This window comes from Simplicispira sp. (genome assembly GCF_028687295.1).
Lineage (GTDB): Bacteria > Pseudomonadota > Gammaproteobacteria > Burkholderiales > Burkholderiaceae_C > Simplicispira > Simplicispira metamorpha.
The window spans coordinates 1-14,168 of record NZ_JAQUAL010000083.1 but is presented as its reverse complement, the minus strand read 5'-3'; the positions used below and the strand labels follow the sequence as shown (position 1 = coordinate 14,168).

The window sequence follows — 14,168 nt, the reverse complement described above, 5'->3', positions numbered from 1 at the left end:
GCGCGCGCAAATCCGGGTGCGGCGCCGACAGGGCGTGCACGATGGCATCGGCCCAGTGCGTCCAGGGCTGCTGGGCCAGGGCCGCGCGGGCGCCGGGCAGCTCGCCCAGCGCCTGGTAATAGGTGAGCACGGTGGGTGCGGCCCCGGCAGCGCGGGCGTCGAGCCGCTGGTGGCTGGCATCGACGTAGCCCAGGCCGCCGGGGGTGGCGTCCTGGTACAGCACGTTGTCCCAGGCGGGGGCGGCGCCGGGGCGGTCTTGCAGCGGGTGGCTCAGGTGGATGTTGGCCACCAGCCACGGCGCCCAGTGCAGGCGCTGTGCGGCCTGTTGCACAAAAGCGGGCGGCGCCTGTACCACCCGCGCCGCCACAAACACCGGCAGCGCCACGATGCAGCGCTGCGCCTGCCAGCGCTGCACGGTCTGCGTGGCGTGGTCGAATGCATCGACCTGCACGCCGCGCGCGTGCTCGGCAATGCGCAGCACGCTGGTGGCGGTGTGCAGCTGGCCGCCCTGGCGCAGCGGCGCGGCCAGGCGCTGGGTGATCCAGCCGTTGCCCTCGGGCCAGGTCAGCACGCCGCTGTCGCGCTCACCCGCTGTGGCGCTGCCCGGCGCCTGAAAACCGTGGCGGCTGGCAAAGTAGTGGATGCCTGCCCAGGCCGATACGCGCGCGCAGCCTGCGCCGTAGTCGTCGCGGCAGCAGTAGTCCAAATACCAGCGCAGGTGCGGATCATGCAGTCCTTGCTGGGCCAGCCATGATTCAAAAGTGATAGCGTCCAGCGCTTGGTGGGCGGGCGCTAGGGGCTGATTTGGCTTCCATGTTTTGAGCGCGGGCATGGCAAAGCGCGCCTGCTGGCTGTGCGCCTGTACGGCATCGGCAAAGCGCTGGTACTGCGCCAGCGTGGCGCTGCCCACGCCCTGCACGGGCAGCAGGCCTTCTTGCCATTCGCCGTGAAAGAACAAGCGCTCCTGCGGGCTGTGGCACAGGTGGCGCTCGTCGTACTGCCAGCGTCCGGCCACGCGCTGGCGCAGGCCCAGTTCTTCAAGCAGGTCTTGCACCTCGGTGGCGTCGGGGCCGGGCAGGGGCAGGTAGTGCGCGCCCAGCGGGCAGGCCAGGCCTTGTACCTGGGTGCCCCGGCTGTTGCCCCCGGCGCTGTCTTCCAGCTCCAGCAGGGCAAAGTCCTCCACCCCCGCCAGGCGCAGCGAGCGCGCGGCGGCCAGCCCGGCCACGCCGCCCCCGGCAATCACCACCTGGGTGCGGTGGATGCGCGCGGGCTCGGGCAGGCGGCCGCTGGCCAGCAGGTCGCGCAGGGCGTGGCCGCGCGCCATGTCCACCCCGGCAAAGCCGCCGCTGAGGGCGGGCGGTGCGCTGTCGCAGGCGGCCAGCAGGGCACTGGTGGCGCTGGCGGTGGTGCGGGCCAAGAACTGGCGGCGGTGCATGTCGGTTGGGATGTGTTCGGTGCCGGTGCGGCAGGGGGCGAGGCCGCCTTATGGCGGGGCTGGGGTGGCACTGGCTGCGGCGCTGGCGCCGGGCAGTGCAGGCGGTGCAGGCAGGCTGCTGGCGCTCAGCACCGTGCCGTCGGCAAAGGCGACCGACTCCAGCACCCATTGCACCTGCAAGGCGTCGGCCTGGGCCATGGCCGTGTGCAGGGGGTGGTTGCGCTGGTGGTCGATGACGGCGGTGTGCTCCAGGGATTTGCCCGGCAACACCGGGGTGTCGATGTGCAGGGGGAGGGCGCCCAGCGCGCGGCCTTGGGTGTCGGCCATTTGCAGCCAGCCCGATGCGCTGACCAGGCGCTTGGCCGACGGGTTGTCCAGCGCCACGGAAATCACCCACTGGTGCGCAAAGACCTCGCCCTGGGCGCTGACGACGGGCTTGAACTCGTGGTGCAGCGTGCGTGCCGAGATGTGTTGCAGCAGCCGTGCATGGACGGCGGCGCGGCTGCTGTGCAACTGCTCCAGCGCGGCCTGCTGTTCGCGCTGGGCCTGCGCTTGCTGCCGGGCTTGTTCCTCGGCCTGGGCCTGGCGGGCGGCTGCTTCGGCCTGGGCTTGCTGCTGTTGCAGTTCAAACTCGGTCTGGTTGCGCAGGGCGTGCTGGACGGTGCCCGCCGAGGGCTCGCCGCCGTAGTGCTCCTGGCGCAGCATTCTGTGCGCCCAGCGCTGGAAGCGCTCCTGGTCGGGGCCGGTGAGTGCCCGGGCGATTTTTTCTGCTTCGCCTGCGCCCAGGCGCCCATCGGCGGGCAATTTGTGCGCATACGGATCACCGCACCCGCCCAGGCAGGCAGCCAGCACGGCGCCCGCCAGCCAGGCGCGGCGGCGATGGGGATGTTGGTTGGCGTTGGTGGTTGGCACTGTGCTTGCTCCCTTGCCGCAATGGTGACTCAGTCGGCCCAGCGCGCCCGGATTTCCAGCAGCTCGGGCAGCAGCGGCTCCAGCAGCATGACCAGGGCCGGGTCAAAGTGCTGGCCTGCCTGGGCCTGGATGTGGGCTACGGCGTCGGCCACGGGCCAGGCTTTTTTGTAGGGGCGCTCGGCGGTGAGGGCGTCGAACACGTCGGCAATGGCCACCAGGCGCGCCTCCAGCGAGATGGCCTCGCCCGCCAGGCCGTGCGGGTAGCCGCTGCCGTCCCATTTTTCGTGGTGTTGCAGGGCGATAGCGTGGGCCATTTGCAGCAGTCCGCCGGGGTGCTGGCCGATGATTTCTGCGCCCATGGCGGGGTGGCGGCGCATCACTTCCCACTCCTGGGCATCGAGTTTTCCGGGCTTGCGCAAGATGGCGTCGGGGATGCCGATCTTGCCCACGTCGTGCATGGGCGCGGCGTTGAGCAGGTCTTCGGCCCAGGCCGGGCTGCAGCCTGCCGCCAGTGCCAGGCGGTGGGCAAAGTGGCTCATGCGGATGACGTGCATGCCGGTTTCGTTGTCTTTGTACTCGGCAGCGCGCCCCAGGCGCTGCACGATTTGCAGGCGCGTTTCGCGCAGCTCGTCCAGGCGCACCAGCGACAGGTGGATGCGCACGCGCGCGCGCACCACGGCGGCGCTGACGGGCTTGGTGATGTAGTCCACGGCCCCGGCGTCCAGGCCCCGGGCCTCGTCGTCGTGGTCGGTCAGGGCGCTGATGAACAGCACCGGGATGGGCGCTGTGCGCGCATCCTGCTTGAGCGCGTGGCACACGGCGTAGCCGTCCATCCGGGGCATCATGATGTCCAGCAGCACCAGGTCGGGGCGCTGCTGCTGGGCGATCTCGATGGCGCGCTGGCCGTCGGTGGCAAACAGCAGCCGGTAGTCGGCTTGCAGGATGTGGCGCAGCACCTGGAGGTTGGTGGGCTCGTCGTCCACCAGCAGCAGGCGCGGGCGGTGGTCTTCGGTGGGGGTCATGGGGCGGCTTCCTCGGGGGCGGGCGCCAACTGTGCCCGCAGGGTGTGCAGGCAGCGTTGTGCCTGGTTGAAATCAAAGGCGTCGATGGCCTGCTGCAAAGGCTCCAGGGCCAGGGCGGGAAGCAGTTCGGCCAGGGCTTGCAGCGGGGCTTCGGGCAATTCGCCCCGTTGCAGGGCCTGCGCCAGTTGCTCCAGCGCCTGGTGGGCCTGCGCCAGTGGCTGCGCTGCCACGGGCAGGTGGACGGGGGCCTGTGCGGCCGGGGGGGCGCCGCAGATGCGGCAGGCCTGCGCCGCTTGCTGGGTGCTGCCCAGCACGGCGGGCAGGGCATCGACCAGGGGGGCGATGGTGTCGGCGTGGCCGGTGCGGGCGGCGTCTTCCAGTTGCGTGGCCAGGGTGTGCAGCGGGTCCAGGGCCAGGTTGCCGGCGGCGCCGCGCAGGCGGTGCGCGGCGGCCCGCAGGCCCTCCCAATCGCCTGCTTGCAGGTACTGTTGCAGCGCTGCGGGCACGCTCTGGCTGTCGTGCAAAAAGCGCTCGATGGCGTTGCACAGCAAATCCAGCCGCGTCCACAGGCGCACGCCGCGTTCCCAGTCGATGGCGGCCTCGGCGCTGTGCGCTGTGGGCAGGGCCAGGGTGGGCGCCGGTGTGGCATCGAGGCGGATGTCCAGCACCCGGGCCATCTCGGCGTGCAGGCGTGCGGGCTCCAGCGGCTTGCCAGCAAAGCCGTCCATGCCAGCGGCCAGGGCGTCGCGGCGGTCTTGCTCCAGCACGCTGGCCGACAGGGCAATGATGGGCACGGGCTTGCGCTGCCGGTCTTGCTCAAAGGAGCGGATGCGGCGTGTGGCCTCCAGCCCGTCCATGCCGGGCATTTGCAAGTCCATCAGCACCAGGTCAAACGGTGCCTGCGCAAACTGCGCCACGGCTTGCTCGCCGCCATGCGCCAGCGTGATCTGGTGGTTGCCGCGTGCCAGCGTCAGTTGCAGCAGCTCCAGGTTGTTGGCCACGTCATCCACGGCCAGCACCCGCAGCGGCGGCAGGGTGCCCACCTGTGGGTGCGCTGGCGCCTGCACGGCCTGGCCCAGCGGCAGCGGCAGCCGCACGCTGAAGGTGCTGCCCACGCCCGGCGTGCTTTGCACCGCGATGTGGCCTTGCATCAGCTCGGTGAGCTGGCGCGAGATGGTGGTGCCCAGGCCCGTGCCGCCAAAGCGGCGCGTGGTGGAGGCATCGGCCTGCGCAAAGGGGTCGAAGATGCGCGCCAGCTGTTCGGGGGCGATGCCGATGCCGGTGTCCTGCACCTCCAGCGCCAGCTGGTCTTGGGCGTAGGCCACGCGCAGCGTGACGGTGCCGGTTTCGGTGAACTTGATGGCGTTGCCCAGCAGGTTGACCAGAATCTGTTGCAAGCGCAGTGCATCGCCGCAAAAGTAGTCGGGCTCGGATGGCGGGTACTCCAGCAACAGCGCCAGTCCTTTTTTGGTGGCGGTGATGCGCAGCGAGGCCAGAATCTGCTCGCACAGCGTGCGCAGCGAGAAGTCTTCTGCCTCCAGCTCCACGGCGCCTTTTTCCAGCTTGGCGGTGTCCAGAATGTCGTTGAGCAGGCGCAGCATGGAGCGCGCGGCATGGTGTACGGTGCCCAGGTGGCGGCGCTGGGTGCTGTCCAGCGGCGAGTCCAGCAGTGCCTCGGTGAAGCCGATGATGGCGTTCATGGGCGTGCGGATTTCATGGCTCATGTTGGCCAGGAACATGCTGCGTGCGGCCGCTGCCAGTTCGGCGCGCTCTTTGGCGCTGCGCAGCTCTTGTTCCATGGCGCGGCGCTGGCTCAGGTCGGTGGCAAATTTGACGATCTTGAATGGCTTGCAGTCCGCATCAAAAATCGGGTTGTAGGTGGCCTGTATCCACACCTCGTGCCCGTCCTTGCCCAGGCGCAGGTACTCGCCCGCGTCGAGTTCGCCGCGCCCCAGGCGCTCCCACAACTGGGCGTAGGCGGGGTCTTGCACATACTCGGGTGGGCAGAACATGCGGTGGCTTTGGCCCAGCACCTCGTCCAGCGTGTAGCCCATGAGCTGCAAGAAGTTCTGGTTTGCGTAGAGCAACCGGCCTTGCAGGTCGTACTCGGCCACGGCCAGCGCGCGGTTGATGGCGTGGACCGTGCCTTGAAGTCGGTGGTGTCCACGATCACGCCGTCTATCCACTGCACCTGGCCATGTCCATCGCAGACGCTGCGGCCGGTTTCAGACACCCAGCGCGTGCGTCCGTCGCGGTGGCACAGGCGGTATTCGATCTGGTAGGCGCGCTGCTGCTGCGCCGCTTGCGTGACCTCGTGCCACAGGCGCGGTACATCGTCGGGGTGGGTGAGCCGCGCAAACGAGGTGTGGTGCGCCAGAAAATCGGATGCCGCCCAGCCCGTGAGCTGCTCTACCGAGTCGCTGACAAACAGCATCGACCAGTCCTGGTCCAGCCGGCAGCGGAACGTCACGCCCGGGATGTTGCCGATGAGCGAGCGAAACTGCTCTTCGCTGCGGCGCAGCGACGTTTCCATGTCGCGGCGCTGGCGGATGTCGGTCAGAAAGCCGACAAACACCGGCTTGCCGGGCCATTGCACCCGGCCCACGGCCAGGTGTACGGGCACCAGCGTGCCGTCTTTGCGCCGCACCTCGACCTCGCGCCCGGTGCCGATGATGCGCTCTTCGCCCGTGCTCAGGTGGTGGTTCAGGTAGCCGTCGTGTGCGGACTGGTGCGGCTCGGGCATGAGCATGTTCACGTTGCGCCCCAGCACCTCGTCTGCCGACCAGCCCAGAATGCGCTGCGCCGCCGCGTTGTACGACTGCACCAGCCCCTGGGCGTCGATCATCACGATGCCATCCAGGGCGGTGTCCATCACCGCGCGCAGGCGTGACTCGTTGCGCTGGGCTTCGAGCAGCAGCTGGCGGTAGCGCAGCCCCACGTTGATGGCCAGCACCAGCGCCCCGGCAAACACCGTCACCACGGTCACGGCCAGGGCCAGCGTGCGGTGCTCGGAGGCGCCATCAAAATAATCCATGCTCAGCGGCCCGACAAAGCGCAGCGCGTCCATGCCCATGTAGTGCATGCCCGCAATGGCCAGCCCCATCACGCTACCGGCCAGGGTGCTGGCCCACCACGACCGCCAGCGCATGTGCCGTTGCAGGCCAAAGCGCACCCACAGCGCCAGCGTGGCCAGCAGCACGGCCACCACGATGGAGGTGGCAAAGCCCACGGGGTCGTAGCGCATCATCGGTGCCAGCTCGGAGGCGGCCATGCCGATGTAGTGCATGGCGCCAATACCGCCGCCCACCAGCACCCCACCGCCCAGCAGCACCCAGGGCCCCACCGTGCGGCGCATCAGCAAGCGCAGCGCCACCCACGATGCCGCCAGCCCCGGCACAAACGACACCAGCGTCAACCACGGGTCAAAGTGCCCGCGTGCGCACAGCGCAAACGCCAGCATGCCGATGAAGTGCATGGCCCAGATGCCGCCGCCCAGGGCGATGGCGCCGGTCAGCAGTGCCAGGTGCCGTGGCAGAGCGCTGGACGCGCGCCGCGCCAGCGCGGCCATGTGCAGCGCCATCATGGACGCCAGAATGGCCAGCACCACCGACAAGGCCACCAGGCGCGGGTCGTGCTGCTGCCACAGCAGCGCGGGGCGGGCGATCCCGCTGGAAAAGAACATATCAAGCATGAAAAGCGCTGCAACGCAACGTGTTGTGTCGGCGCATTTTCAACGATGGGCGTGGCACGCCTGCGGGCCGACCCGGCAGAGCCAGGGGCCACCCCCGGGTCAATGGCCCAGTGCCTGGCCCCACTCGCGCTCGTAGGTGGTCACCAGCACCTGGTTGGACAGGCGGTGAACTTCCGTCGGCACGCGCGCCATGTCCAGCGGAAAGTCCAGCAGCAGCGGCAAGCCCTGCACGCTCAAGAACTGCAAGCCTTCGGGCAGCGCCTGCGGCAGCCGCCAGGGCCTGCGGCTGGCAATGACAAAGCCCCACTCGCCAAAGCTGGGCACATGGGCGTGGTAGGGCGTGGTGCGCAGGCCCACCGATTCAATGGTCTGCACCACCGTCCAGAAACTCTGCCGGGCCACCAGCGGCGAGGTGGTCTGCACCACGGCGTAACCACTGGCGGCCAGGCGCTGGTCGAGCAGCGCATAAAAGCTGTTGGTGTAGAGCTTGCCGATGGCAAAGTTGGTCGGATCAGGAAAGTCCACCACGATCACGTCAAAGGTGTCGCCCGTGTCTTGCAGCCACTGGAAGGCGTCGGTGTTGACCACCGTGACCTTGGGGTTTTGCAGTGCCCCGGCATTGAGCCGCGCCAGCGTCGGGTGCTGGGCAAACAGCTGCGTCATGGCCGGATCGAGTTCGACCAGCGTGACCGATTCGACGCTGGGGTATTTCAGCACCTCGCGCACCGCCATCCCGTCGCCGCCGCCCAGCACGGCCACCTTTTTGGGCGCGCCGTGGGCGGCCATGGCCGGGTGTACCAGCGCCTCGTGGTAGCGGTACTCGTCGCGCTGGGAAAACTGCAAATTGCCGTTCAAAAACAAACGGTGCCCCGCCTTGCCATGCGTAACCACGATGCGCTGGTAGGGCGAGGCGCTGCTGAAGACGATGCGGTCTTGGTAGAACTTGTCTTCGGCAAAGGTGGTGATGTGCTCGGCGCCCCACAGCGCGGCCAGCAGCGCGCCGATGACCAGCACGCAGGCGGCGATGTGCGCGCGCAGGCGCCGCAGCTCATGGCGAAACAGCCACACCGCCCACGCCGCCACGCTGGCATTGAGCAGGCCAAACACCAGCCCCGTGCGGATCAGCCCCAGGTGCGGCACCAGCAGCAGCGGAAACGCCAGCGACACCGCCAGCGCGCCCAAATAATCAAACGTCAGCACCTGCGAGACCAAATCCTTCAGCGCCACGTTGCGCTTGAGGATGCGCATGACCAGCGGAATCTCCAGCCCCACCAGCGTGCCCACCACCAGCACCATGCCGTACAGCAGCAGCCGGAAGGCACCGGGTATGTACGCATTTGCTATGAAAAGAATAGCTGGAAGCGCCCCGCCTACAAGCGCTACGAGCAATTCGATGCGCAAAAAGTGCGCGGGCAACTGCCGCTCAAAGTAGCGCGACAGCCACGAACCCACGCCCATGGCAAACAGATAGGTGCCGATGATGGTGGAGAACTGCAACACCGAGTCGCCCAGCAGGTACGAGGCCAGCGCCCCCGCCGCCAGCTCATACAGCAGCCCGCAAGCGGCCACCACAAACACGCTGATGAGCAGCGCCACGTCGATGGGGCGGGGGCCGGTGGGGGCCGTGGGGTGCGGGGTTGGCAGGGCGTCGGGGCTCATTGCAATACGGCGTCCAATTGCTGCGCCAGGTTCTTGCCGTCCCGTGCCATGGTCAGCCAGCCGAATACGGCGTGTCCGGCGCTGGCCTCGGCCCACAACTCACCCACCTGGCGTTTCTCGGTTTCGTAAGCATTGTCCAAATGGGCGCCTTTGAACTCCAGCAAGGCCACGCGGCCATCGACCAGCTCAGCCACAAAGTCGGCGTAAAAGCGCCCGCGCGATGTGGGCAGGCCAAAGCCGCAGGGCGCTGCGTCCAGGTTGCGCACCCAGTGGCGCACGCGCGGATGGCGGTCGATCAGTTGGGCGCACTGGAACTCCTGCCCGTTCTCTTTCAGATCCGCCAGTACCGGAAAGTAGTGCTTGCCGAATTGGTAGCGCCCGCTGTAACGCGAGGCCACGGGTGCCGGGTAGCGGTTGGGCTCGAACACATGGGGCCTGGCCCAGTCGGGCTCGACCAGCCAGGCACTGGCATCGCCTTGCTGCAGCACGCGCTGGCGAAACTGCTGCTGCGCTGCGGCATCGCGCAAATGAGCCACATGGGTTTCGATGGCGCGCGCCAACTGAAAACGTGCCTGCGCCAGCGCCACCAGCGGCACACCGCAGGCGTGCAATTGATGGCTGACGACAGCGGCCAGGTAGGCGCGGCGCTGGCTTTGGGTCAGGTCGTACAAGGGCTTGAACAGCAGTTGATCGAGCCAGCGCACCACATCTTGTGCGGTGATGCTGCTGTGGCCGTAGTCCATCGCCATTTGTTCGGTGCCCGTGGCGCGCACCGTGAGGCGCTCACCTTGCAGGTCGATCAAGAAAACATCCGACGCCTGTGCCACCTGAAAACCCGGCAACTGCACCGCGTGCGGACTGAGCAAATCCAGCTCCACGGCTTCCAGCACGGCGCTGCGCTCCAGCGGCCACAGCGGCGCTTGCGCGTCGGTGCGGTAGCCCAGCGTGGGCAGCGGCGCAAACGGCACGCCGCGCGTTGCGGGCGCCAGTTGCGCTGCCACCAGGGCGTTGTGCTGCGCCACTTGTTCGCGCACCTGCTGCTGCTTTTTGGCACCGCGCACCTGGGTCAACATCAGCGACTCGGTTTCCAAGGCAATATGCCCAGCCACCACCACTTGCTCGGTTCCGGCAATGGTTTGCACCTGTACGCCGGGCACCGCCAGCAGCGCGGGGCTGGCAACCACTGCTTCAAAATTGGTAGCTATTGGCGCAGGCGTGGTAAAGGTCAGAGGGTGATTGGACTCAAAATCTTCGCCAAACAAGGGGTAAGCCGCAGGCGCGGCAATCATCGACGCCACATCCAGCGCCTCAAAGCCCATGTGGTCGATCAGCCGGTCGGTCAGGGCATGGGCGGCGCTGGAAAACTCTGCCGCGCACACATGGGCGTAAGCGCGGTTGAGCGCCTCGCGGCCACGCTGGCGGGCGTAGGGCATACGCAGCACACGGCCCAGCAATTGCTCCACGGCGGTGGCGCTGGTGAGTTTTTGCAGGCTGCACAGCACATAGGCAAACGGGCAGTCCCAGCCCTCGCGCAGCGCCTGCACGGTGATGACGTAGCGCACCGGGCAGTGCCGCGCGGCCAGGTCGATATCGTCCAGCCCGCGCGTGGTGCCTGTGGCCACGGCAATCTGGTTCTCGGGCAGTTGCAGTTCATCGATGAGGTAGCGGCGCAGTGCTTCGGGCGGCATCTCGTCGCCCACGTTCTGTGCCTGAAAGAGCACGATGGGGCGCACGTAGCCGTGGCCCTGGGCTTCGTCTTTCAGTGCTTCGGCCTCCAGCTTGCGCTGCGTCTGCAGGGCGCCCAACACGGCGGCGGGCCAGCCCTCGGGGTGCTCGGCCAGGACGATGGGCAGTTTGATCATGTCCTCGGCGGCCAGCTCTTGCGCGCTGACGTGGTAGAGCACATTGGTCTGGTGCGCCATCGGTGTGGCGGTCAATTCCAGGATGAACGCTGGGTTGAGCCGCTGCAAGGCGGTGAAGCTCTTGTCGGTCTTGGTGTTGTGCGCCTCATCGACGATGACGAGGGGCTGGTGCAGCGCCAGCCAGTTGGCCAGGCTCCAGCGCGGTTGGCCAACAAAGCCTTGCAGTACGCCGGTGTGGTCGCGGGCGGCGTCTTCTGCCGTCACCAGGGCATCAGGTAAAGCGTGCAGGCATTGCAGTCTGCGCCCGCCGTCTTGCGCCTGCGCGTTTTTGAAGTGCGGCTCCAAGCTCTCGGAAAAGCTGTACACGTTGCGCTGGCCCGCATCTTCGATGCGAAAGCTCTGGATGGTGGCCACCAGCACGATGGCAGTGCGCCCCCAGTCGGGCGGTGCAATCTGCGCCACCTCATCCAGCACGCACACGTGCAGCGCCTCGCCATAGGCTGCCGTCAGCGCAGCGCGGTAGGGGTGGCCGGGCGTTTGCAGCGCCTTGAGCGTTTGCTGGCGAATGGCATCACTGGGCACCAGCCACACCGCTACCGGCGCATCCACGTTGCACCACTCGCGCGCCAGCAGGGGCACGGCGTGCGCCGCCATCACCGTTTTGCCACCGCCTGTGGGAATGCGCAGGCACACGCAAGGCAGCTGCGCGCCAAACGCACCGGCATGGTAGGGGCGGCCCACCAGTTCGCCAAAGGCCAGCGCCGGGCCCTTGTTGCGGGCTGTGTGGGCGTATGCGCCCAGCGCATCGAGGGCAGTCTGCTGGTAGGACTTGAGGGTGAGGGCGCTCATGGATTGGGAAGAATGGGGGGTGGATTGGGACAAATAGGTGCGATCTGCAACGCCAATCCCAATGCAAGTTATTGATATGCCAATGGTTTTGAAAAATCCATTGGGAAAATTTCACGTGGATTGGGAGTGATTGGGGGCCAGCGCCCATAACGCAGCTTTGGTACGCCCCCCAATAGCGGCCCAGGTCATCTACGGAAAAGCTATTTTTGGCTTCTTTGAATTCCAGCCATTCCGTCTCGGTCGGCAGACCGCGCAAAGTCTCCAGAAGGGTGCTGTTGTCTTTCATGACTACCCTCACCGCGCCTTCACGTCATACGGAATGTGTTTGAAGGTGACCTGTGCCAGTGCCAGGCGCGCCTCGCCCAGGCGGCAGGCTTCGCCGTACACCACCAGCGGCGCGTCGGGGTGGGGCGTGGTGGCGTGCAGCGCCAGCAGCGCATCGAGCACGGCAGAGGTGAGCACATTGCCGCTGGCCGGGCGCTTATCGCCCAGGATGCCGTTGAACAGCAGGTAGTAGGCGGTGCGGCTGCGCAGCACCGGTTCGGGGGCAGGAACCGGCTCGGGCGAATTTTCAGATGAAATGGGCTCCAAAGCGCCGTCTGGCAAGCGCGAGCAGCTATCAAAAACGGAGTTCGTTCCCAGCCAGGGCGTGCCCGGCTGGCCTTGGGCGGGGTCAAAGGCGGTGCCGGTTTCCTGCTGCCAGACAAAGGCGGCCAGCGTGGCAAAGCGCACATCGGGGTGGATGCAGCCGTCAGCGTCAAAGATGGGCGCGCCCAGCGCCAGGTAACGAAAACCGCCGCCGCCCTGCCAGCCCACCGCCTGGCTGATGCCGCCGGGTTCGCCAGCGATGACTTTTTGCAGGCGCGGCAGGCAATGCGTGGCGGCGTGTTCGCCCATTTCGATGCCAATCCAGCGGCGGCCCATTTTGTGGGCCACAGCGGCGGTGGTGCCGGAGCCGAGGAAGCTGTCCAGAACGAGGTCGCCGGGGTTCGATGCGATGTGCAGGATGCGTTGGAGCAATGCCTCGGGCTTGGGAGTGGAGAAGGGCGTTTCACCTGGGAAAAGTGTCACCAACTCCGACTTTGCCTTGCCGTTCGTCCCTACTTCCTGATGCAGCCACAGAGTCGATGGCACCAGGCCCGCTTGCACTTCCGATAGGAATTTCTTGACGCGCGGTGCATTGTTGCCACTTTCGCCAAACCATATCCGGCCATCCTGCACCATCTCCAAGAATCGTGATTCGGTATAGAGCCAGCAACGCCCAGGAGGTGGATCGATTTTTCTCCCCGATGGGGTTGTGATCGTGAAGAACTGGGCTTCACGCCGCCCCTTCTCAGCCTTGGCGTGCGCTGGCAAAGAGGCCCAATCGCCACGCGGATCGTTATCTGGATTGCTGAATCGCCCTAGTTGATCTTCTGAGGAAGGCAGCATATTTCTGACTTCTTTCCAGCCATCCCGGTTTTTGGCTATCACAAGCAGGTGATCGTGTACGGTGGAAATGTCTGTTCTGTTTTCGCGCGTATGTGTCTTTTGCCAAAACACATTCGCCACAAAATTCCGCCGTCCAAACACCTCGTCCATCAGTACCTTGAGGTAATGCCCTTCGTTGTCATCAATCGTCACCCAGATAGAACCGTCCTCACTGAGCAAGTCGCGCAGCAGTTGCAGGCGCGGCAGCATCATCGACAGCCACTGGCTGTGCTCCAGGTTGTCGTCGTAGTGCTCGAACGCGCTTTTCGTGTTGTACGGGGGGTCAATAAAAATGCACTTCACCTTGCCCCGGTAAAACGGCAGCAGGGCCTTGAGGGCTTCGAGGTTGTCGCCCTGAATCAGCAGGTTGTCTTGTGCTGCGGCGGCGTCGCCGTGGATGGAAACGGTGTCTAGCAGCCGGTATGGCACCTGGGCAGCGGTGGTGAAAGCGTGGGCGCGGTTGAGCCAGTCAAGGGTGGGCATGGGAAAAAGCGGCCCGCTGCGTGCGGGCATGTGAAATAGTGCATGGCCTGCGCCAAGCCCTCAAAGATCGGTTGCCAGAGGTGGGGTATCGGGCACTTTGGCCAGCACTGCCAGGGCATCGGCGGTGGTGGTGGTTCGGGCCAACTCGCGCAGCTGGCCCATGTAAAGCATCTGTTCGCGAATTAGCATGCCGTCGTGGATCAGTTCGGCATACAGGCGGTTTTCGGACATGCCCAGCGCCTCGGCCAGACGCTTGGCACGGGTACGCTCTTCGTCCTGGATTCTCAAGGGGAAAGAGGTCTTGCTCATGGGGGTCTCCTAATGCGTCAAGGACTGTAGTAACTGGCCTGGCGTGCACACGGGCACTTGCGGAAAACGCAACTCAGCCCGAGCAAAGTCAGCGAGGTTGTGCGTCACGATGGTGCAAGGTGCTGCCGCTACGGCGATTTCGACCACAAAGTTATCGCCCTCGTCTCGCAGGTTGGGGCGCCAAAGGTAGCGCACGCCGACCTCGCTGGCTTGGGCCACCAGATGGGCCAGCACCAGTTCGATGTCGGCCCAGGTCAGCCCGGTGCTCGCCAAGATGTTCTGGCGGCTGAGCACATCACGGTATTCATACACCAGTTTGTGGTGCACCACCACGGGCAAATCGCCCTGTAAAGCCCGTCGCAGGAGGATATGGCTGGCCCCGTTTTTGGAGCGAAGGGCGGCCACCAGCACATTGGTGTCTAGCAAATAACGCATCCCGGAATGATATCTTTTTTGATATCAATTGGCTTGTCTTA

General features: G+C 66.2%; 9 protein-coding genes and 1 pseudogene. All 10 read right to left on the bottom strand.

Annotation, left to right across the window (positions count from 1 at the left end):
* Positions 1 to 1,435, bottom strand: a 1,435-nt coding sequence (locus PHX69_RS10425) for an FAD-dependent oxidoreductase (protein ID WP_288043640.1), incomplete at its 3' end; no start/stop codon positions are given.
* A 48-nt stretch (positions 1,436 to 1,483) separates the two neighbouring features.
* A complete protein-coding gene (locus PHX69_RS10420; protein ID WP_288043639.1) occupies positions 1,484 to 2,347 on the bottom strand; it encodes a hypothetical protein in 864 nt (287 codons plus the stop codon).
* A gap of 29 nt (positions 2,348 to 2,376) precedes the next feature.
* Positions 2,377 to 3,369 (bottom strand): response regulator, encoded by a 993-nt coding sequence (locus tag PHX69_RS10415; RefSeq protein WP_288043638.1) that lies wholly within the window; start codon positions 3,367 to 3,369, stop codon positions 2,377 to 2,379.
* Positions 3,366 to 5,483, bottom strand: coding sequence for a PAS domain-containing hybrid sensor histidine kinase/response regulator (locus tag PHX69_RS10410; RefSeq protein WP_288043637.1), 2,118 nt, complete (start codon positions 5,481 to 5,483; stop codon positions 3,366 to 3,368). Before PHX69_RS10410 ends, PHX69_RS10415 begins: the two co-directional genes overlap by 4 nt.
* 92 nt (positions 5,484 to 5,575) lie before the next feature.
* Positions 5,576 to 6,829: pseudogene (locus tag PHX69_RS10405) on the bottom strand (PAS domain S-box protein); the annotation flags it as partial.
* 330 nt (positions 6,830 to 7,159) lie between these two features.
* Positions 7,160 to 8,719, bottom strand: coding sequence for a polyamine aminopropyltransferase (locus tag PHX69_RS10400; RefSeq protein ID WP_288043635.1), 1,560 nt, complete (start codon positions 8,717 to 8,719; stop codon positions 7,160 to 7,162).
* The gene (locus tag PHX69_RS10395) at positions 8,716 to 11,430 is read right to left on the bottom strand and encodes a DEAD/DEAH box helicase (RefSeq protein WP_288043633.1); all 2,715 of its coding nucleotides are present in this window, start codon (positions 11,428 to 11,430) and stop codon (positions 8,716 to 8,718) included. The genes PHX69_RS10400 and PHX69_RS10395 overlap by 4 nt, the downstream gene beginning before the upstream one ends.
* 294 nt (positions 11,431 to 11,724) lie before the next feature.
* Positions 11,725 to 13,383 (bottom strand): site-specific DNA-methyltransferase, encoded by a 1,659-nt coding sequence (locus tag PHX69_RS10390; protein ID WP_288043632.1) that lies wholly within the window; start codon positions 13,381 to 13,383, stop codon positions 11,725 to 11,727.
* Between the two features lie 60 nt (positions 13,384 to 13,443).
* Positions 13,444 to 13,692: a hypothetical protein gene (locus PHX69_RS10385; protein WP_288043631.1), complete on the bottom strand. Its 249-nt coding sequence runs from the start codon at positions 13,690 to 13,692 to the stop codon at positions 13,444 to 13,446.
* Between the two features lie 9 nt (positions 13,693 to 13,701).
* A complete protein-coding gene (locus PHX69_RS10380) occupies positions 13,702 to 14,118 on the bottom strand; it encodes a putative toxin-antitoxin system toxin component, PIN family (RefSeq protein ID WP_288043630.1) in 417 nt (138 codons plus the stop codon).
* Positions 14,119 to 14,168: the final 50 nt, after the last annotated feature.